We start from the raw sequence: 20,218 nt of genomic DNA on the forward strand, positions 1-20,218 counted from the left end.
CGAGAAATTTTTCATGACCATTAAACATACTCAAGATTTAGCTCAAATCCGTGCCATGGTGCCAGAGATGCGCCGCGTCAAGTGTATTCACTTTGTCGGTATTGGTGGGGCGGGAATGAGCGGAATTGCAGAAGTATTGCTCAATGAAGGCTACCAAATTACCGGCTCTGATCTTGCTTCCAACCCTGTGACTGAAAGATTGGCAAGTAAAGGGGCTATCATTTATATCGGTCATCAAGCCACTAATATTGAACTCGCCAGCGTAGTGGTAGTCTCTACTGCAATCGATGAGCTAAATCCTGAACTGAAAGCGGCGCGTGAGCGACGCATTCCTATTGTTCGTCGTGCAGAAATGTTGGCGGAATTAATGCGTTTTCGTCATGGCATTGCGGTGGCTGGTACGCATGGTAAAACAACGACTACGGCATTGGTTACGCAAATTTATTCTGAGGCTGGTTTAGATCCTACGTTTGTTAATGGCGGGTTAGTCAAAAGCGCCGGCACCAATGCGCGTTTGGGCTCAAGTCGAATTTTGATTGCTGAAGCTGACGAAAGTGATGCTTCATTCCTTCATCTTCAGCCTATGGTTAGTATCGTGACCAACATCGAAGCGGATCACATGGATACGTATGGCGGTGATTTTGAAACGCTCAAACAGACCTTCATCGATTTCCTACACAACCTGCCATTTTATGGTCAGGCGATATTATGTATTGATGATCCTGTTGTGCGTGAAATCATTCCACGTATCAGCCGTCAAGTGATCACCTACGGTTTTGCCGATGATGCAGATGTCAGGATTGAGAATTACCATCAGCAGGGGCAACAAGGCCAGTTTACGGTCGTCAGACAGGGACGAGCCAATCTGGATATCACGCTTAATATTCCAGGTCGTCATAATGCGCTTAATGCCTCCGCGGCTATTGCAGTGGCAACGGAAGACGACATCAGCGATGAAGCGATTTTAAAAGCGATGGCGAGCACCCAAGGTACGGGACGTCGTTTTGATCATCTGGGCGAATTTGATACGGGCAATGGGGTTGCGATGCTCGTTGATGATTATGGTCATCATCCGACCGAGGTGGGCGTGACTATTAAGGCGGCGCGTAGTGGTTGGCAAGAAAAACGGCTAGTGATGATTTTCCAACCTCATCGCTACAGTCGAACTCGCGATCTGTATGATGATTTTGCCAATGTACTGGAGCAAGTCGATGTGCTGATCATGCTCGATGTCTATGCAGCAGGAGAAAAGCCGATTGCGGGAGCCGATGGTCGATCGTTGTGCCGAACGATACGCAGTCGCGGTAAAATTGATCCTATTTTTGTTCCCGACAGCACCATACTGCCTTCGATTCTGGCTAATGTATTACAAGATGGTGACCTTGTGCTGACGCAAGGTGCTGGGGATATCGGCAAGGTAGCGAAACATTTAGCGGGACTCGAACTGAATATCAGTAAAATGCAACAGGTTTAATTTAAATGGCTTATTTGTGTATCAATATTGAATAACATGGTATCCAGTCCAGATTTATTACTTTCAATGTTTGATACTTTCAGCGACCTCAGTATAATCCGGAGGTTAAAGTCAGTGCTTTTACCTCTATTGTGAACCAAATAGGGCATGCGATTGCGATTTAGAAACAGGAACATCAGGCTTTGTTAATGAATGTGTTCGATGAAAGCCGAGCTGTGTCCCGTTCGCCACTCATAAAAGATCACGCCGCTGGCGCTATTTTTTTATTTGTGGTGTTGTTGCTGATAAGTTCACTCATTTATTCAACACTCAGTTGGATGTGGGACGAACAGAGGCTACCGCTTTCAAAAATTGTTCTACAAGGTGACTTGCAATACGTATCTTCGCTAGATGTGCAGCGCGCTTTTGCTCAGTTGGATCATATCGGTACTTTCATGTCGCAAGATATTAACGTACTTCAATCGAGTGTACAGGTCATCCCGTGGGTGGCCCATGCATCGATTCGTAAACAATGGCCTGACACAATAAAAGTGTTTCTGACAGAGTATAGAGCGGTAGCGATTTGGAATGGCAACGCTTTGTTAGACGGATATGGCACGGTATTTAATGGTGATATTGGTCAATTGAACGGCGATAGAGTGAAACTTTATGGCCCGCAAGGAACCAGTCACGAAGTACTGGATGTTTGGAATAAAACGAACCCTAAGTTTCAATCATTAAACTTAAATATATCGTCACTGTTACTCAACGATCGTCGAGCGTGGCAAATAATTTTAGATAATGGCATCCGCTTAGAGTTAGGTAAAGAATCACTAGATGAGCGAGTTGCACGTTTTATTTCGCTGTATAAGAATTTAGGTAATAAAGCTGAACAAGTTAGCTATATCGATCTTAGATATGATACAGGAGCCGCAGTAGGTTGGTTCCCTGAACAAGAAGCACAAGAGAGTAAAAATGACTAAGACCGCTGATGACAACATTATTGTTGGTCTTGATATAGGCACAGCCACCGTGTCAGCTTTAGTCGGTGAAATACTGCCTGACGGTCAAATTAATATTATTGGCGCTGGTACGAGCCCATCCCGTGGGATGGATAAAGGGGGAGTTAACGATCTTGAATCGGTCGTTAAGTCTGTCCAAAGAGCGGTTGACCAAGCAGAATTAATGGCGGAATGCCAAATTAGTAATGTGTTTCTCTCTCTATCTGGGCGACATATTGCGAGCCGTATTGAAAAAGGCATGGGAACTATTTCGGATGAAGAAGTTTCTCAAGAGGATATGGATCGAGCGATTCATACCGCCAAATCAATAAAAATTGGGGAAGAGCAAAGAATATTGCACGTCATTCCTCAAGAATTTACGATTGATTACCAAGAGGGAATTAAAAACCCGCTTGGTTTATCAGGTGTGCGCATGGAAGTGAGCGTGCATCTTATTTCTTGTCATAATGATATGGCGAGAAATATTATCAAAGCGGTAGAACGCTGTGGTTTAAAAGTTGAACAACTGGTTTACTCTGGTTTAGCGGCAAGTAATGCAGTTATTACGGAAGATGAGCGAGAGTTAGGTGTGTGCGTGATTGATATAGGCGCAGGCACTATGGATGTTGCTATCTGGACCGGTGGTGCGTTACGACATACTGAAGTGTTTTCTTATGCAGGAAATGCAGTAACCAGTGATATTGCTTTTGCGTTTGGCACACCAGTCAGTGATGCTGAAGAGATTAAAGTAAAATATGGCTGTGCGCTGAGTGAATTGGTAAGCAAGGATGATACCGTTAACGTCCCAAGTGTAGGAGGAAGACCTTCGCGAAGTTTGCAAAGACAAACCTTGTCGGAAGTGATTGAACCTCGCTACACTGAATTAATGGGATTAGTTAACCAAACTATAGATACTGTCCAAGACAAATTGCGCAAAAATGGCATTAAACACCATTTAGCGGCTGGTGTTGTTTTAACTGGCGGCGCTGCGCAAATTGAAGGTTTGGTTGAGTGTGCGGAACGCGTTTTTCGCAATCAAGTTCGCGTAGGCAAGCCTTTAGAGGTGAGTGGCCTTACAGATTACGTAAAAGAGCCGTATCATTCTACGGCGGTTGGTTTACTTCATTATGCGAAAGAGAGCCAAATTAATGACGACACGGAATACAGCGAACCGAAACGCCAATCCATGTCGAGCTTAATTGGTCGTTTGCGTAACTGGATACAAAAAGAGTTTTAACCTGAGTTGCAGGGAAAACGGAGATAACACATGTTTGAACCGATGATGGAAATGTCTGACGATGCTGTAATTAAAGTCGTTGGAGTTGGTGGTGGTGGCGGTAACGCTGTTGAACACATGGTGCGTGAGTCCATCGAAGGCGTGGAATTCATCAGTGTCAATACCGATGCGCAAGCACTTCGTAAAACAAGCGTAAGTAGCGTCATTCAAATTGGTGGTGATATCACTAAAGGTTTGGGTGCTGGTGCAAACCCGCAAGTTGGACGTGATGCAGCTCTAGAAGACAGAGAAAGAATTAAAGAAGTTCTGATGGGTGCCGATATGGTGTTTATCGCAGCTGGTATGGGCGGTGGTACAGGTACAGGTGCTGCTCCTGTTATTGCAGAAGTTGCCAAAGAACTGGGTATCTTAACCGTAGCGGTTGTCACTAAACCTTTCAGTTTTGAAGGAAAAAAGCGTTTGGCATTTGCTGAGCAAGGTATTGAAGAATTGTCAAAACACGTTGACTCTTTGATTACCATTCCTAATGAAAAACTACTGAAAGTGTTAGGTCGTGGTATTACCTTACTTGAAGCATTTGCGAGTGCGAATGATGTGCTTAAAAATGCAGTACAAGGTATTGCAGAGCTAATTACACGCCCAGGCATGATTAACGTGGACTTTGCTGACGTACGTACTGTGATGTCAGAAATGGGCCACGCGATGATGGGTAGTGGAGTAGCTCGCGGCGAAGATCGTGCAGAAGAAGCGGCAGAGATGGCAATTTCTAGCCCTCTTTTGGAAGATATTGATCTTGCAGGCGCTCGTGGCGTGTTGGTCAATATTACTGCTGGTTTGGATATGCGACTAGACGAATTCGAAACCGTCGGTAATACTGTTAAGGCGTTTGCTTCTGACAATGCGACAGTTGTCATCGGTACTTCGTTAGATCCTGATATGGCAGACGAAATTCGCGTGACTGTTGTTGCAACGGGTATTGGCAATGAGAAAAAGCCAGACATTACTTTAGTTGCAGGCGGTAAAGCCAAAGTCGCACCAGCAGTTCAGCCACAAATGGTTCAACAAGCAGCGAAAATCGAAGAAAAAACGGCACAGCCTTTGCAAGAAAGAGCAGAAGTGAAACCGCAATCAGCATCGTCGTCAACTGTTTCATCTTCTTCCGGTGCAAGTCAAAATACGGCACCGAAAGCAGATAAGGAAAATGGATATCTTGATATCCCAGCATTTTTACGTCGTCAGGCTGATTAACAATTAGACATAATTTGACACTGTTCAAAATTATGGTAGCATTCGCGGTCGGTGCTTTACCGACCGTGTTTTGTCGCACTGACATAGAGGCAAGTAGATGAGCAGACAACGAACTCTGAAAGAAATAGTGAAAACAACTGGGGTGGGCTTACACTCTGGTCGTAAAGTCACATTAACGCTTCGCCCTGCTGCTGCAAACACTGGGATCATTTACCGCCGTACTGATATCAATCCTCCAGTAGACTTCCCTGCGGATCCTGAATCTGTTCGCGATACCATGCTATGTACTGCTTTGGTCAACGATGAAGGTATTCGTATCTCTACTGTTGAGCACTTAAATGCAGCATTAGCGGGCATGGGAATCGACAACGTTATCATCGAAGTTGACGCACCTGAAATTCCTATTATGGATGGTAGTGCTAGCCCATTTGTTTACTTGCTACAACAAGCAGGCATTCAAACGCTGAATACACCAAAACGTTTTATTCGAATTAAGAAACCAGTTCGATTTGAAGATGGTGATAAGTGGGCGGAACTTGTACCCCATAACGGTTTTCGTATGGATTTTGAGATTGACTTTCAACATCCTGCTATCGATTCTGATGAACAACGCATGGTGTTTGATTTTTCCTCGCAAGGTTTCGTCAAAGAAATTTCAAGAGCTCGTACTTTTGGTTTCATGCGTGACATTGAGTACCTACAATCGCAAAACCTCTGTTTAGGTGGTAGCTTTGATTGCGCCATCGTATTAGATGAATACCGTATTCTTAATGAAGAAGGTTTGCGTTTTGCCAATGAGTTTGTCACTCATAAAGTATTGGATGCCATTGGTGACTTGTACATGTGTGGTCATTCCATTGTGGGTGAGTTCCGTGCTTATAAATCAGGCCATGGTTTAAATAACCAGCTACTGCGTGCGGTCTTAGCCGACCAAGAGGCGTGGGAATGGGCTACTTTTGAAGAAGAAGTTGGCTCTCCAGTGGCGTTTGCTGAACCAAATATGGTTCTCGCTTAATCGCAATTTTTAAATAAAAAGGCCAGACAACTGTCTGGCCTTTTTATTTGTACTAATTCATTGATGACGCTTATTTGGGCCTAGCCAATTTCGCTAAATTTTCCAAACGTTTTTTGACTTTAGGGGAAGCGCTACTCGCCACCATCAGTAATGCCTGGGCCGTATTTTCAGATAGTGGTGGGCGAGCGACCGTTTCTTTTTCTTCTTTCATACCACGATTACGATAGAGCGCTGGGTTTATCTTGAGCTCAATGCTGATCAATTTGGCAAATCCTTGGTTGCGTAACTGATTCAAAATGTGTAATCGGTCATAATCAAGCTTCATTTTTATTGATGCACTGGCCACTTCAACGATTAAGTGACCACCGCGCACATTAGCGGCTCGGACATGATCGGCCGTTCCTTTAGGAAGCAACTTATTGAGCACTTTATTTAAAGCGAGGATCTCGGTGGCATGTTGCTGTATTTTCTTTAGAGATGAATCGCTGATCAGCTCTTTCGTTAACGTGGGACGGTGATCGCGCATGGTGTCTCCCTCTTAAGTTGCCATTCAATTCTATTGTGGTGCCTATGATGCGTATAGTAATAAATCCATGTTATTGCTTAAACAGTGCTCAAAAAGCGTAAAAATATTAAGTGTGCTTCAAACAAATAGTTTTGCTATTGGTTGTTGCCGCAAAAATTCCTTACACTATGCGTTACATAATTATTTAATACCTTGAAAATAAACCTCACCGTCACAATATCTGTGATACATGATTTATCTCAGTATCCTTAGTTCAAAACTGGTAGAGACTGACGGCATTAAGAGTAGATCGAAAACGATCTAATAAAGAGAGATTCCTGACACATGATAACTAAGCTACTGACAAAGGTTATTGGCAGTCGCAATGACAGAACGCTGCGCCGCCTTAAAAAAATTGTCAAAGAGATCAACAGCTACGAGCCTACTTTTGAAGCACTAACTGATGAAGAATTAAAAGCCAAAACGGTTGAGTTTCGTCAACGTTTAGAGCAAGGTGAAACCTTAGACCAATTACTTCCTGAAGCATTTGCCACCGTGCGTGAAGCGTCCAAGCGCGTATATGGTATGCGTCACTTCGACGTACAGTTGATCGGCGGTATGGTTCTCAACGCGGGTCAAATCGCAGAAATGCGCACTGGTGAAGGTAAAACGTTAACCGCGACTTTACCTGCGTATCTCAATGCCTTGCCTGGCAAAGGCGTGCACATTGTTACTGTCAACGATTATCTTGCTAAACGTGACGCAGAAACAAACCGCCCACTGTTTGAATTTTTAGGCATGACGGTCGGTATTAACGTACCCAATATGCCACCACAAGAGAAAAAACTTTCTTATCAAGCCGATATTCTTTACGGGACCAATAACGAGTTTGGTTTCGATTACTTACGCGACAACATGGCTTTCCGTAAAGAAGATCGTGTACAGCGTGAACGTTTCTTTGCCGTAGTCGATGAAGTAGACTCGATTCTTATTGATGAAGCGCGAACGCCGTTGATCATCTCGGGTCCTGCAGAAGATAGTTCTGAGTTGTACATCCGCATTAATACCCTCATTCCACTTCTGCAAAAGCAAGATAAAGAAGATTCTGAAGAGTATCGTGGTGATGGTCACTACACGGTTGACGAAAAATCAAAACAAGTTCATTTGACTGAAACGGGTCAAGAATTTGTTGAAGAGTTGATGGTGAAAAATGGTTTGATGGAAGAGGGCGATACTCTTTATTCACCCACGAACATTAGCTTACTTCACCACGTCAATGCCGCATTGCGTGCGCATGTGTTATTTGAGAAAAACGTTGATTACATCGTGACAGAAGAGGGCGAAGTGGTCATCGTTGATGAGCACACTGGCCGCACTATGCCAGGTCGTCGTTGGTCTGAAGGTTTACACCAAGCTGTCGAGGCGAAAGAAGGTGTTAAAATCCAAAACGAGAACCAGACTCTTGCGTCGATCACCTTCCAAAACTATTTCCGTTTATACGAAAAACTTTCTGGTATGACGGGCACTGCCGATACCGAAGCGTTCGAATTCCAATCGATTTACGGTTTGGAAACCGTGGTGATCCCAACCAATAAACCTATGGTTCGTGATGATATGCCTGATGTGGTGTATCGCACTGAAGCTGAAAAATTTGCGGCGATCATTGAAGACATCAAAGCGCGTGTTGCAAAAGGTCAACCAACCCTAGTCGGTACGGTTTCGATTGAGAAATCTGAACTACTTTCTAATGCGTTGAAGCAAGCTAAAGTGAAACATAACGTGCTTAACGCGAAATTCCATGAAAAAGAAGCAGAAATTGTAGCGCAAGCGGGTATTCCGGGCGCGGTGACGATTGCGACTAACATGGCAGGTCGTGGTACTGATATTGTATTGGGCGGCAGCTGGCAGGCACAAATTGAGCAGCTAGATAATCCAACACAAGAGCAGATCGATGAGATCAAAGCGAAGTGGAAAGAGGTTCATAACCAAGTGTTAGCCGCTGGTGGTCTGCACATTATTGGTACTGAACGCCACGAATCTCGTCGTATCGATAACCAGTTACGTGGTCGTTCTGGTCGTCAAGGGGATGCGGGTTCTTCACGTTTCTATCTATCGATGGAAGATTCACTGCTGCGTATCTTCACCTCAGATCGTATGGCAAGCCTTATCCAAAGTGGTATGGATGAAGGTGAAGCGATCGAAAGTAAGATGCTTTCTCGCTCGATTGAAAAAGCACAACGTAAAGTCGAAGGACGTAACTTTGATATTCGTAAACAGCTTCTTGAATACGATGATGTTGCTAACGATCAACGTAAAGTAGTTTATGAGCTGCGTGATGAGCTCATGGAAGCAGACGATATCAGCGAAATGATTGAGCAGAATCGTCAAGATGTTCTGACTTCCGTTATTGACGAATACATTCCACCACAATCACTTGAGGATATGTGGGATGTTAAAGGATTGGAAGATCGTTTGAAAAACGATTTTGATTTAGAGCTGCCATTACAGCAATGGCTAGATGCTGATGATAAATTGTACGAAGAAGCGCTGCGCGAACGTATTCTTGAACAAGCGGTTAGTGTGTATCGTGAAAAAGAGAAAGCAGTTGGGGCTTCTGTTCTGCGTAATTTTGAAAAATCGGTCATGCTACAAACTCTGGATACCTTGTGGAAAGAGCATCTAGCGGCGATGGATCATTTGCGCCAAGGCATCCACCTACGTGGCTACGCGCAGAAAAACCCAAAACAAGAGTACAAGCGTGAGTCATTTGAGCTGTTTGAAGAACTACTGAATTCTTTAAAAACCGATGTGATTACTATCTTGTCGAAGGTGCGCGTACAGCAGCAAGAAGAAGTTGAACGTATGGAAGCACAGCGTCAAGCACAGGCGGAAGAAGCCGCGCGTCGCCAACAGTTCCAGCACCAAAGTGCCGACAGTTCGGTTGCAGATGAAGCTTCTGAAGATCAAGGGCACCAGCCTATGGTTCGTGAAGAGCGTAAAGTTGGTCGTAATGAGCCTTGCCCTTGTGGTAGCGGTAAAAAGTACAAACAGTGCCACGGACAGATCAACTGATCCCTTGAATGATCACCCCAAGAGTCGCTTAGGCGACTCTTTTTTTAACTCAATATTTCTCATCTTTATTTTCTAGGTTGGGAAGTCGGCGAATCGGAGTCTTTATGAAACGTGTTCATATTGTTGCGGCTATTATCTTCAATAGCGATAAATCAGAAATTTACATTACCAAACGACTAGATCATCTTCACAAAGGCGGTTTTTGGGAGTTCCCTGGCGGCAAAGTTGAAGCGGGAGAAACGATTGAACAAGCCATTTTCCGCGAGCTAGATGAAGAGATTGGTATTCATATTACTGAGCAATCTCCTTACCAATACCTTGAGTTTGACTATTCAGACAAGTCCTTAACTTTTGATTTTATTTGCGTGACACAATTTGATCATCAGCCGTATGGTAAAGAAGGGCAGCAAGGAGAATGGGTAGCGGTTTCTGAGTTGGCAAACTATTCATTTCCTGAAGCCAATACGCCCATCGTCGAGCGCGTCATGAAAGAGTTTGCCTAAGTCGCTAGCCACCACAAGCAAATGTTGATAGTTTACAGAAACACCTTGAACGAAGAGAAACGATGCAAGCTTAAGCTGATGTCGTCACAATGGAGAATAACGCAATGGTGAGAATTGCGATTGCAGGAGCGGCGGGTCGAATGGGCCGCAATTTGGTGAAAGCCACTTATCAAAATAACCATGCTCGAGTGGGTGCGGGCTCAGAGCGTCCTGAGTCCTCGTTGGTTGGTGTTGATATCGGTGAGTTATGCGGTGAAGGGCGATTTGATATCGCGTTGGTGGATAACCTAGAGAATGCCGTAGATAACTTCGATGTCATCATTGATTTTACAGCTCCTGTGAGCACCTTAGCCAATATTGAGTTATGTAAAAAACACGGTAAGAAGCTAGTGATTGGCACAACGGGCTTTTCTGAAGCAGAAAGAGCACAAATCAATGCTGCCGCACAACAGATTGCGATTGTCATGGCTCCTAACTACAGCGTTGGGGTTAACCTTGTTTTCAAATTGCTTGAAAAAGCGGCTAAAGTGATGGGTGATTATTGTGATATTGAGATCATTGAAGCCCACCATCGTCATAAAGTGGATGCTCCGTCAGGAACCGCAATTGGCATGGGAGAGGCGATCGCTAATGCTATGGGTAACCAACTGAGTGACGTTGCCGTCTATGCGCGAGAAGGTATTACCGGTGAACGTACTAAAAATGAGATTGGTTTTGCTACGATTCGTGCTGGCGATATCGTGGGTGAGCATACCGCGATGTTCGCTGATATCGGTGAACGTGTAGAAATCACCCATAAAGCGACGGATCGTATGACTTTTGCCAATGGTGCAGTGAGAGCGGCGGTTTGGCTTGCTGATAAACCTGCGGGTTTTTATAGCATGACTGACGTGTTAGGTTTGAACGATCTTTGATTACATAATTATGCGTCAGTGTTTGCTGGCGCATCTTTGTTACACCTCTTTTTACCGATTTAATTATCTCTCTTTATTTTCACTTTACTGACTTACTTTTGTTGTATTTTTAGTTGGTATTGCTTTCTTTTTGTTTTAGATCTCTGAAATTGTACTTATTCTCTGCTTGATTAACGTTTGCGTGATTTTGTTTATCGTTGATTGTTTAAAATGCATCAAAGAGTTTCAGTTTGCTGATTCTAATTCCTCCATTCTCATTTTTTTACTCATCAAACCTATTTTTTTACTGTCTTAGGTTCTCTTTTTATCTCTAACGCTTTAAATGTTGCCTTAATTTATTATGAAATGTTGACAGTAATCATGGTGGTCATTAGAATACCGCCAATTTGTCTAAATCACCCTATGGCGCGACTCTATGGCCTTAAGGAAGACAGATTTGCAGTTTAATTTATATTTTTTGCATTTTTATTCTGGAGGTTGTCTTGAGTAAGTCAGCACTGTTAGTCCTAGAAGATGGGACGGTGTTCCACGGTGTATCCATTGGCGCTGATGGAATATCCGTTGGTGAAGTCGTCTTTAATACCTCGATGACGGGGTACCAAGAAATCCTCACTGATCCTTCCTATTCTCAACAAATCGTTACTCTTACTTACCCCCACATAGGCAATACCGGAACCAATTCCGAAGACGAAGAATCCTCTTCTATCCATGCACAAGGCCTTGTGATTCGCGATCTCCCTCTTATCGCTTCTAACTTCCGTAATGAACTTTCCCTTTCTGACTACCTTAAATCACAAAATATTGTGGGCATTGCCGATATCGACACGCGCAAGCTAACGCGCATTTTGCGTGAAAAAGGAGCTCAGAATGGCTGCATTATGGCAGGTGACCATTTAGATGAAGCATTGGCGCTAGTAAAAGCCAAAGAGTTCCCCGGTTTAAAAGGAATGGATCTTGCGAAAGAAGTTACAACAAAAGAAGCGTACCAATGGAAACAAGGTTCGTGGACGCTCGAAGGTGGACTTCCTGAAGCGAAAGATGACAGCGAGTTGCCCTATCACGTTGTTGCCTACGATTTCGGTGCAAAGCGCAATATCCTCCGTATGTTGGTTGACCGAGGATGCCGCCTAACTGTGGTACCAGCACAAACCTCGACTGAAGAAGTTCTAGCGCTGAAACCTGATGGTGTCTTTTTATCAAATGGTCCTGGCGACCCAGAACCATGTACTTATGCGATTGAAGCAACCAAAGTGTTCTTAGAGAAAGGACTGCCTATTTTTGGTATCTGTTTAGGACATCAAATTTTGGCATTGGCGTCTGGTGCAAAAACAGTAAAAATGAAATTTGGCCACCATGGCGCGAACCATCCAGTGAAAGACTTGGATCGTAATGTAGTGATGATTACGGCACAAAACCACGGTTTTGCTGCTGATGAAGCAACGCTGCCTGTCACACTTCGTGCAACGCACAAATCGCTATTTGATGGTTCACTACAAGGAATTCACCGCACCGATAAACCAGCCTTTAGCTTTCAGGGACACCCTGAAGCGAGTCCTGGCCCGCACGATGCCGCCCCTTTGTTTGACCATTTTATTGAACTAATTAAAAAGCACACAGCGTAATTCGGAGTAGTAGACAATGCCAAAACGTACTGACATTAAAAGTATTCTAATTCTAGGTGCTGGCCCGATTGTAATCGGTCAGGCTTGTGAGTTTGACTACTCTGGCGCTCAAGCATGTAAAGCCCTGCGTGAAGAGGGTTACCGAGTGATTTTGGTCAACTCGAACCCTGCCACTATTATGACTGACCCAGAGATGGCCGATGCGACTTATATTGAGCCTATCCATTGGGAAGTCGTGCGTAAAATCATCGAAAAAGAGCGCCCAGACGCGGTATTACCGACCATGGGTGGTCAAACCGCATTGAACTGTGCACTTGAACTGGAAAAGCATGGTGTTCTGGCTGAGTTTGGCGTTGAGATGATTGGCGCAACGGCTGATGCGATTGATAAAGCGGAAGATCGTTCTCGCTTTGATAAAGCGATGAAGTCAATCGGCTTAGCTTGTCCTCGCGCTGATACTGCAAAAACGATGGAAGAAGCTTACCGCGTTCAAGAGATGGTGGGTTTCCCTTGCATTATTCGCCCTTCATTTACCATGGGTGGAACCGGCGGCGGTATCGCTTACAACAAAGAAGAGTTTGAAGAGATTTGCCGCCGTGGCCTTGATCTTTCGCCAACCAACGAGTTGTTGATTGATGAATCACTCATCGGTTGGAAAGAGTACGAAATGGAAGTGGTTCGCGATAAAGCGGACAACTGCATTATCGTCTGTGCGATTGAAAACTTTGACCCAATGGGTATTCACACGGGTGACTCGATCACGGTAGCTCCTGCGCAAACGCTAACTGACAAAGAATATCAGATCATGCGTAACGCATCGCTAGCCGTACTGCGTGAAATCGGTGTGGAAACGGGTGGTTCGAACGTACAGTTTGGTATCAACCCGAAAGATGGCCGCATGGTGATCATCGAGATGAACCCACGTGTTTCTCGCTCTTCGGCTCTTGCATCTAAAGCGACGGGCTTCCCTATTGCCAAAGTTGCAGCCAAATTGGCAGTAGGTTTCACACTTGATGAGTTAATGAACGACATTACTGGTGGTGCAACCCCAGCGTCGTTTGAACCAACTATTGATTATGTTGTGACGAAAATCCCTCGCTTTAACTTCGAAAAATTTGCCGGTGCTAACGATCGCTTAACCACGCAAATGAAGTCGGTGGGCGAAGTGATGGCGATTGGTCGTAACCAACAAGAATCGCTGCAAAAAGCACTGCGTGGGCTGGAAATTGGCGTAAACGGCCTAGACGAAATGGTTGATTTAGACGCACCAGATGCACTGACTAAAATTCGCCATGAGCTGAAAGAAGCGGGTGCTGAGCGTATTTGGTATATCGCAGATGCTTTCCGCGCTGGTTTGTCAGTGGATGGGGTCTTTAACCTGACTAATGTTGATCGCTGGTTCTTGGTACAAATCGAAGAACTGGTCAAAATGGAACAAGAAGTCAAAGCGGGCGGTTTTGCTGGCTTAAATGCGGATGTTCTACGCAAGATGAAGCGCAAAGGTTTTGCGGATGCGCGTCTCTCTTCACTGCTTGGCGTGGCTGAAAGTGAAATTCGTCGTATGCGTGACCAATATAATATTCATCCGGTTTACAAGCGTGTCGATACTTGCGCGGCGGAGTTTTCGTCTGATACGGCTTACATGTACTCCTCTTATGATGACGAATGTGAAGCACAACCGACCGATAGAGACAAAATCATGGTGCTCGGCGGTGGTCCAAACCGTATTGGTCAAGGTATCGAATTTGATTACTGTTGTGTTCATGCCTCACTCGCGCTACGCGAAGATGGTTATGAAACCATCATGGTTAACTGTAACCCTGAAACTGTTTCAACAGACTATGACACTTCCGATCGCCTCTATTTTGAACCAGTGACACTCGAAGATGTATTGGCGATTGTTCGTGTTGAAAAACCTAAAGGCGTCATCGTGCAATACGGTGGTCAAACACCACTGAAATTGGCTCGTGCACTTGAAGCCGCTGGAGTGCCTATCATTGGTACTAGCCCAGATGCGATTGACCGCGCCGAAGATCGTGAGCGTTTCCAACAAGCGGTTGATCGTTTAGGTCTGCTGCAGCCAGAAAACGCAACAGTGACCACAATGGAACAGGCGATTGAAAAATCGAAAGACATTGGCTTCCCGCTGGTGGTACGCCCGTCTTACGTTCTTGGTGGCCGCGCGATGGAAATCGTCTATGACGAACAAGATCTGCGTCGTTACTTTAACGAAGCGGTCAGTGTGTCTAACGAATCCCCAGTACTGCTTGATCGCTTCCTTGATGATGCAATTGAAGTCGATATCGATGCGATTTGTGATGGTGAGCGTGTCGTCATTGGCGGCATCATGGAGCACATTGAACAAGCGGGTGTTCACTCTGGTGACTCAGCTTGCTCTCTACCGGCTTACACGTTAAGCCAAGAAATCCAAGATGTGATGCGTGAACAAGTTGAGAAGCTGGCGTTTGAATTAGGCGTTCGTGGTTTGATGAACACGCAGTTTGCGGTTAAAGATAATCAAGTGTACCTGATTGAAGTTAACCCTCGTGCCGCTCGTACTGTACCGTTTGTGTCAAAAGCAACGGGTGCACCGCTTGCCAAAATTGCCGCGCGCGTGATGGCAGGGCAGTCTCTAGAGTCACAAGGTTTTACTAAAGAGATCATTCCTCCTTACTACTCAGTGAAAGAAGTGGTTCTGCCATTTAATAAATTCCCTGGTGTTGACCCACTGCTTGGCCCTGAAATGCGTTCAACGGGTGAAGTGATGGGCGTGGGTGCAACGTTTGCTGAAGCTTATGCAAAAGCGGAATTAGGTTGCGGTAATGTTTATCCTGAAGGCGGCCGAGCTCTGCTCTCTGTACGTGAAGGTGATAAACAGCGTGTGGTTGATTTAGCGTCGAAACTGGTGAAATTAGGTTATCAGCTTGATGCTACCCACGGTACAGCTGTAATTTTAGGTGAAGCCGGTATTAACCCACGTTTGGTGAATAAAGTGCATGAAGGTCGCCCTCATATTCTTGACCGTATTAAGAATAATGAATACACCTACATCATTAATACAGCCGAGGGGCGTCAAGCGATTGAAGATTCTAAAGTTCTTCGTCGTGGAGCATTAGCACAAAAAGTCAACTACACCACAACACTGAATGCTGCCTTTGCAACCTGTATGTCTCATACGGCCGATGCAAAGTCATCAGTTACGTCAGTGCAAGAGTTACACGCGCAAGTGCAAGCACACTTAGCATAAGCGTTAAAAAATAATAAATCAGTAGGTCTAAGACCTACATGACAACCTCATTGCCCGCTGAATTAAGCGGGCTTTTTTTATTCGGCCGAATTGAATCGTTTTACCAATGAAGAAGAGATTTGGCCTAGAGGATAGCTTTTTAATTGATGAAAAATGGGAATGGGTTGTTGTCTTGGCTTTCGCTGTTTTCACCTTTTAAGTGGTGTTATTGTTGGTTTTTATTGTTCAATGCGTTGATAAGAAATGGAACTTTCACTGGAAGTATTAGGCCTGTTGTTTTTGGTTGCAGGGATTGCAGGGTTCATTGATGCGATGGCTGGCGGTGGCGGTTTGCTTACTTTGCCGGCTTTGCTGGCAGTAGGCGTGCCACCGACTCAAGCGCTGGCTACCAATAAGCTGCAAAGCTCATTTGGCAGTTTCTCCGCCACTTGGTATTTTGTACGCAATGGCATTGTGAACCTAAAAGAGATGAAGTTGGCGATAGCTTGTACTTTTATCGGCGCTGCGTGTGGGGCTGAACTTGTGCAGCATATGGATGCCAGTTTGTTGACCAGCTTAATCCCGCTGTTGCTGATCGGTATTTCGCTCTATTTTCTACTTGCACCCGCGACGAAAACCCACAATGGGCCAGCTCCATTGTCTGAAACGGCTTTTGCTTTTACGGTCGGTTTTGGTATCGGCTTTTATGATGGTTTTTTCGGTCCGGGCACCGGGTCTATTTTTACGGTCTGTTTTGTCGTGTTAGGTCATTTTTCGTTGATTGAAGCGACTGCAAGAACCAAGGTTCTCAACTTCACTTCAAACATTGCTGCGCTGCTTTTTTTTGTTATTGCTGGCTTGCCGATTTGGAAGATAGGGCTGGTGATGGCCGTTGGTGGTTTTTTAGGGGCGAGAATGGGCGCAAAGATAGTGGTGACTAAAGGGCAGAAATGGATCCGCCCATTAGTTATTGTGATGTCGATGTTGATGGCAATAAAACTTCTTTGGCAACAGCATCAGCAATGGTTGTTATCAATCTTTTGACCCTTGGCGAGCGATAACTATTGCTGCGCAGACAGAGATGAACAGGCCGAACCAAAGGTTGTAGTTCATCAAAATCAAAGTAATAGCGAGGTTCAATGTTCAGCGCTTTAATCACTGAAAGTGGTACTAAAGCAGGCGTCATGCCTCCTAATGCCAATTGTGCTGCGGCCGTATACGAGTCCATTTCCATCTGTGGCGTGATGGCGAGTTTCGCCAATATATCGACTTGATAGGCGTTCGCTGGGTTGGATAAATCATTGGTAACGAGCTGTTTAGGTAACGAAGATAAGGGTGTTTGGCTGACGATGTAAAAGGGTTCATCTACCAGATGAAACGTCATTAGCCCATGATTAGCGGGTAAGTAGCCTGCGCAAAATCCTAATGTCGCTTTGCCTGATTGAACGTGCTGAACAATCCTCGGCGTATGGTTCGTGGTGATGGTGATGAACTTATCGTGCTTGAGGTACTGCCCCATGGTGGTATTAATATAGCCAGCGACTAACGTTTCTGAGCAGTCTATCCTGATCAGTGTGGCATCCGTAAAAGATTGCTGATCGAAAATCAAACCGCATAACTCACTAAAGCTCGGGCCGATAGTTTCAACCAAGGCCTGTGCATCTGTGGTTAATTTAATCTGTCGGCCATCAGGCTCAATCAGCTTTTTACCGACCCTTTTTTCTAAATTAGCAATCCGCTTACTAACGGCGGACTGGCTAATGTAGAGTAGGCTGCCCGTACGCCCCATGGTTTTTTCTTTGCTCAGCACCAGCAAAGTTTCGATACCTTCTAGCAACATAATTAATGACGATGAGGAATAGATTAGCTCATCTTATCGCAAAGCGACCATAACCCATAGCGTCTGTACATGTTACTGTTTGTGGTTTTGATGAAATCGGCTTTATTTATTCAGTGCAAAAGTGGGCAGTGATAAGTGCCAGCGGATCGCGCCAAGTCGAATGATTAAGGTTGAGGCCACTCCGGCCAGAAAGGCACTTGAGCTATCGTAGCCCATCGCCAGTGCTGTGGTATGAAACAGACCGCCGATGATACAAGCTGTAGCATAGACTTCGCTGCGTAGCACCATTGGAATCTCACGGGCCAGTACATCACGAATAATACCGCCGCCACAGCCAGTAATAACGCCCATGATTACCGCAACCATGGCCGAGTCTTGATAGTTCATCGCCTTTTCAACACCAATGCCAACAAACACGGCTAAACCGATTGCATCACAAACGGGTAAGATCCACCAAGCAACGCGTTTAGGCCTGCGAACCAGCAGCATGGTGAGTAAACAAGTGATGAAAATGACCCAAAGATAAGTGGTGTCTTTTATCCAGAAGACTGGCGTCGCACCCAATGCCATATCACGAATTGTTCCACCGCCAATTGCAGTAACGCTCGCAAGCACGACCACGCCAAACGGGTCCATTTTTAATCGACCAGCTAATAATACGCCAGAAATGGCAAAGATAGCCGTACCAAATAAGTCAATAAGATAGAGCAGCATGGAGTCCATGTTACTGGGTTCTCTTTAGTCGTTAATGGAACAAAATTCGGGCAGGAATTGTACGAGATTTTATTACGCAAGCGTTAGCGTTTTTGGCGAACGACGGAAAAGTACTCACACACTTCTTCTATCGCTTGCAGTGTTCTGGGCGTTGGTCGATTTAACCAATCTGAGGTTAGTGCCCACACAAACCCGTTTTGTACAGCGGGTAGTTGCTGTTGCCACTTTTGCCACATCGTGCCATTTTTTATCGCATGTTCAGAGGTGAAAATTACATCAGGTTTAGCCAGCAGCACTTGCTCAATCCCAACTTGAGGGTAGGGGGATGCGCTGTTGGCAAAAATATTTTCGCCACCACAAAATTCAAAGACTTCACTGGGCCAACTGCCTTTGGCCAGTGTGATGATCGGTTTTTCACTGAGTTGATAGAAATAACGAACTTTACTTTGGCTGCCATAACTCTGTTTCAGAGTGATGAGTGATTGACGAAAATCACGCGCCGCTTGCTGGCCGATACTCGGATCATCGGCAAATTGGCTAAGTGCTTCAATATTATTGGCAATGTCATCGAGTTTTTGAGTTTTTGTCGTATAAATCCTCAGCCCTAACTGCTCTAATTTATCGAGCTCCTTCGCCGGATTGCCCGCAGGCCAAGCAATCACTAAATCCGGTTTTAGGGTAAGAATGCGCTCTATATTCAACCCTTGGTAATTGGCCACTTTTTCGAGTTTGAGTGCTTGTGCTGGGTAGTCACTGTACTCGCTGACGGCCACCAATTTATCACCAAGGCCAGCCGCAAAGGCCAATTCCGTGGCATGAGGGGCTAAGCTAATGATGCGTTTAACTTGCGCTTCAACTGGAAAAGCCACGCACAGCGTGACGACAACATTGAGAAACAGTAAACGCATCTAAAATCCTTGATGGACGAGCAGCAGTATCACGCTCTCTAATGCTATCCACGCGAAAATACGCCAAGCTAGCAGTTTTTGGATTTGCGCAAGGTGGAAGGCTGATGGGGCGATACGTCCGCCTATTTTTACGCGCAGGGCTTTTTTATCACCGTAGATAGCTGGGCCACCTAAGGCCAGTGATAGTTTATTGCCGACGGCGGTTAACAGCCATGCAGGCCCCGGGAGTGGCCATAAGCGGCTTTGTTGTAACATGGCTGAGAAGGTGTTTGATGCGTTGCGACCAATGATAATCAATAGGCTAAATAGGCGCAGTGGCACAAAGTCAAGCACAGCCAGCAAGCGTACCGATGGAATACCAAAAGGATGAAACGCCGCTCGCGAAGGCGCCCAAGCTCTGGCGAGTTCAGCGATGAGACGGTACATCAACGCGCCAATACCGCCAAGACAGGCGTACCAAAATAGCACTGCAATCACGTTGCGCCCATAGCCAACAATGACGGTTTCAGCCCCCGCCTTACCTAACCCCAGCGCTGACAAGCTATCGGTTTCACGATTCACAAAAGGGGCAAGCACGCTGCGAGCGTATTTTTTGTCTTCTTTGCTGAGTGCGCCGATAAGCTGATTGGCTAATAATTCTTGGCTACGCCAATCAAATGCGAGTAATAGTAGCGCTAAATCAAATAGTTGAGGTTGCCATACCAAAGGTTTTAACGCGACTAAGGTGACCCATGCGGGTAGGCACATCAATAGCCAAGCCAGTGTGCCGGAAAGTAGGCTTTGTGAATAACTGCTACTGGTATTGACTTTATCCGCTAATATTTCCGCAAATTTTCGCCACAAAGTGACGGGATGAGCGTTACGCGGGATGGGTAAAATAAGATGAAAGGCAACCGCTCCCCACATAACGAGGAGCGTACCGTTGGCATACAAGTAGGTGATTAACTCGTCCATGTTGAG

Annotated in this window: 16 protein-coding genes; 11 read left to right on the top strand and 5 right to left on the bottom strand. The window is 45.2% G+C overall.

Going from position 1 to position 20,218, the window contains the following annotated elements; genetic code table 11:
• Positions 1-13: 13 nt before the first annotated feature.
• The 5 genes from murC (at position 14) to lpxC (ending at position 5,954) form a co-directional block, all read left to right on the top strand.
• Positions 14-1,474 (top strand): UDP-N-acetylmuramate--L-alanine ligase, encoded by a 1,461-nt coding sequence (murC, locus tag NB504_RS12615; RefSeq protein ID WP_013856083.1) that lies wholly within the window; start codon positions 14-16, stop codon positions 1,472-1,474.
• Between the two features lie 188 nt (positions 1,475-1,662).
• Entirely contained in the window at positions 1,663-2,436 is a 774-nt protein-coding gene (locus NB504_RS12620) for a cell division protein FtsQ/DivIB (RefSeq protein ID WP_088718004.1), read from the top strand.
• Complete coding sequence (ftsA, locus tag NB504_RS12625; RefSeq protein WP_010317995.1) at positions 2,429-3,691, top strand: cell division protein FtsA; 1,263 nt, start codon at positions 2,429-2,431, stop codon at positions 3,689-3,691. Before NB504_RS12620 ends, ftsA begins: the two co-directional genes overlap by 8 nt.
• 30 nt (positions 3,692-3,721) lie before the next feature.
• Entirely contained in the window at positions 3,722-4,939 is a 1,218-nt protein-coding gene (ftsZ, locus tag NB504_RS12630) for a cell division protein FtsZ (protein ID WP_017042647.1), read from the top strand.
• Positions 4,940-5,036: 97 nt separating this feature from the next.
• Positions 5,037-5,954, top strand: a complete 918-nt coding sequence (lpxC, locus tag NB504_RS12635) for a UDP-3-O-acyl-N-acetylglucosamine deacetylase (protein WP_258429014.1) — start codon at positions 5,037-5,039, stop codon at positions 5,952-5,954.
• 70 nt (positions 5,955-6,024) lie between these two features.
• Here the strand turns inward: lpxC and NB504_RS12640 are convergent, their stop codons facing one another.
• Positions 6,025-6,480 (bottom strand): DUF721 domain-containing protein, encoded by a 456-nt coding sequence (locus NB504_RS12640; RefSeq protein ID WP_017046518.1) that lies wholly within the window; start codon positions 6,478-6,480, stop codon positions 6,025-6,027.
• Positions 6,481-6,804: 324 nt separating this feature from the next.
• Between NB504_RS12640 and secA the strand changes: the two genes are divergently transcribed.
• The 6 genes from secA to NB504_RS12670 all read left to right on the top strand — a co-directional run bounded on the left by secA (position 6,805) and on the right by NB504_RS12670 (position 16,840).
• On the top strand, positions 6,805-9,531 hold the full coding sequence (gene secA, locus NB504_RS12645; RefSeq protein WP_258429015.1) for a preprotein translocase subunit SecA: 2,727 nt from the start codon (positions 6,805-6,807) through the stop codon (positions 9,529-9,531).
• Positions 9,532-9,635: 104 nt separating this feature from the next.
• A complete protein-coding gene (gene mutT, locus NB504_RS12650; protein ID WP_258429016.1) occupies positions 9,636-10,034 on the top strand; it encodes an 8-oxo-dGTP diphosphatase MutT in 399 nt (132 codons plus the stop codon).
• A gap of 104 nt (positions 10,035-10,138) precedes the next feature.
• On the top strand, positions 10,139-10,948 hold the full coding sequence (gene dapB / locus NB504_RS12655) for a 4-hydroxy-tetrahydrodipicolinate reductase (RefSeq protein ID WP_026027267.1): 810 nt from the start codon (positions 10,139-10,141) through the stop codon (positions 10,946-10,948).
• 482 nt (positions 10,949-11,430) lie between these two features.
• On the top strand, positions 11,431-12,570 hold the full coding sequence (gene carA / locus NB504_RS12660; protein ID WP_258429017.1) for a glutamine-hydrolyzing carbamoyl-phosphate synthase small subunit: 1,140 nt from the start codon (positions 11,431-11,433) through the stop codon (positions 12,568-12,570).
• A gap of 16 nt (positions 12,571-12,586) precedes the next feature.
• Positions 12,587-15,817 carry a carbamoyl-phosphate synthase large subunit gene (carB, locus tag NB504_RS12665; protein ID WP_258429018.1) on the top strand — a complete coding sequence of 1,077 codons (3,231 nt, stop codon included), beginning with the start codon at positions 12,587-12,589 and terminating at the stop codon, positions 15,815-15,817.
• A gap of 243 nt (positions 15,818-16,060) precedes the next feature.
• Positions 16,061-16,840: a TSUP family transporter gene (locus NB504_RS12670; RefSeq protein ID WP_017047462.1), complete on the top strand. Its 780-nt coding sequence runs from the start codon at positions 16,061-16,063 to the stop codon at positions 16,838-16,840.
• Here the strand turns inward: NB504_RS12670 and NB504_RS12675 are convergent.
• The 4 genes from NB504_RS12675 to NB504_RS12690 all read right to left on the bottom strand — a co-directional run bounded on the left by NB504_RS12675 (position 16,764) and on the right by NB504_RS12690 (position 20,212).
• Positions 16,764-17,636 carry a LysR family transcriptional regulator gene (locus NB504_RS12675; protein ID WP_017047463.1) on the bottom strand — a complete coding sequence of 291 codons (873 nt, stop codon included), beginning with the start codon at positions 17,634-17,636 and terminating at the stop codon, positions 16,764-16,766. The genes NB504_RS12670 and NB504_RS12675 overlap by 77 nt on opposite strands.
• A 102-nt stretch (positions 17,637-17,738) precedes the next feature.
• Positions 17,739-18,359 (bottom strand): TRIC cation channel family protein, encoded by a 621-nt coding sequence (locus NB504_RS12680; RefSeq protein WP_013856095.1) that lies wholly within the window; start codon positions 18,357-18,359, stop codon positions 17,739-17,741.
• Positions 18,360-18,433: 74 nt separating this feature from the next.
• The gene (gene btuF / locus NB504_RS12685) at positions 18,434-19,258 is read right to left on the bottom strand and encodes a vitamin B12 ABC transporter substrate-binding protein BtuF (RefSeq protein ID WP_258429020.1); all 825 of its coding nucleotides are present in this window, start codon (positions 19,256-19,258) and stop codon (positions 18,434-18,436) included.
• Positions 19,259-20,212 (bottom strand): cobalamin biosynthesis family protein, encoded by a 954-nt coding sequence (locus NB504_RS12690; protein WP_017050448.1) that lies wholly within the window; start codon positions 20,210-20,212, stop codon positions 19,259-19,261.
• Between the last annotated feature and the right edge of the window lie 6 nt (positions 20,213-20,218).

This window comes from Vibrio sp. RM-69-4, assembly GCF_024743775.1.
In the GTDB taxonomy this organism is placed as follows: Bacteria; Pseudomonadota; Gammaproteobacteria; order Enterobacterales; family Vibrionaceae; genus Vibrio; species Vibrio anguillarum.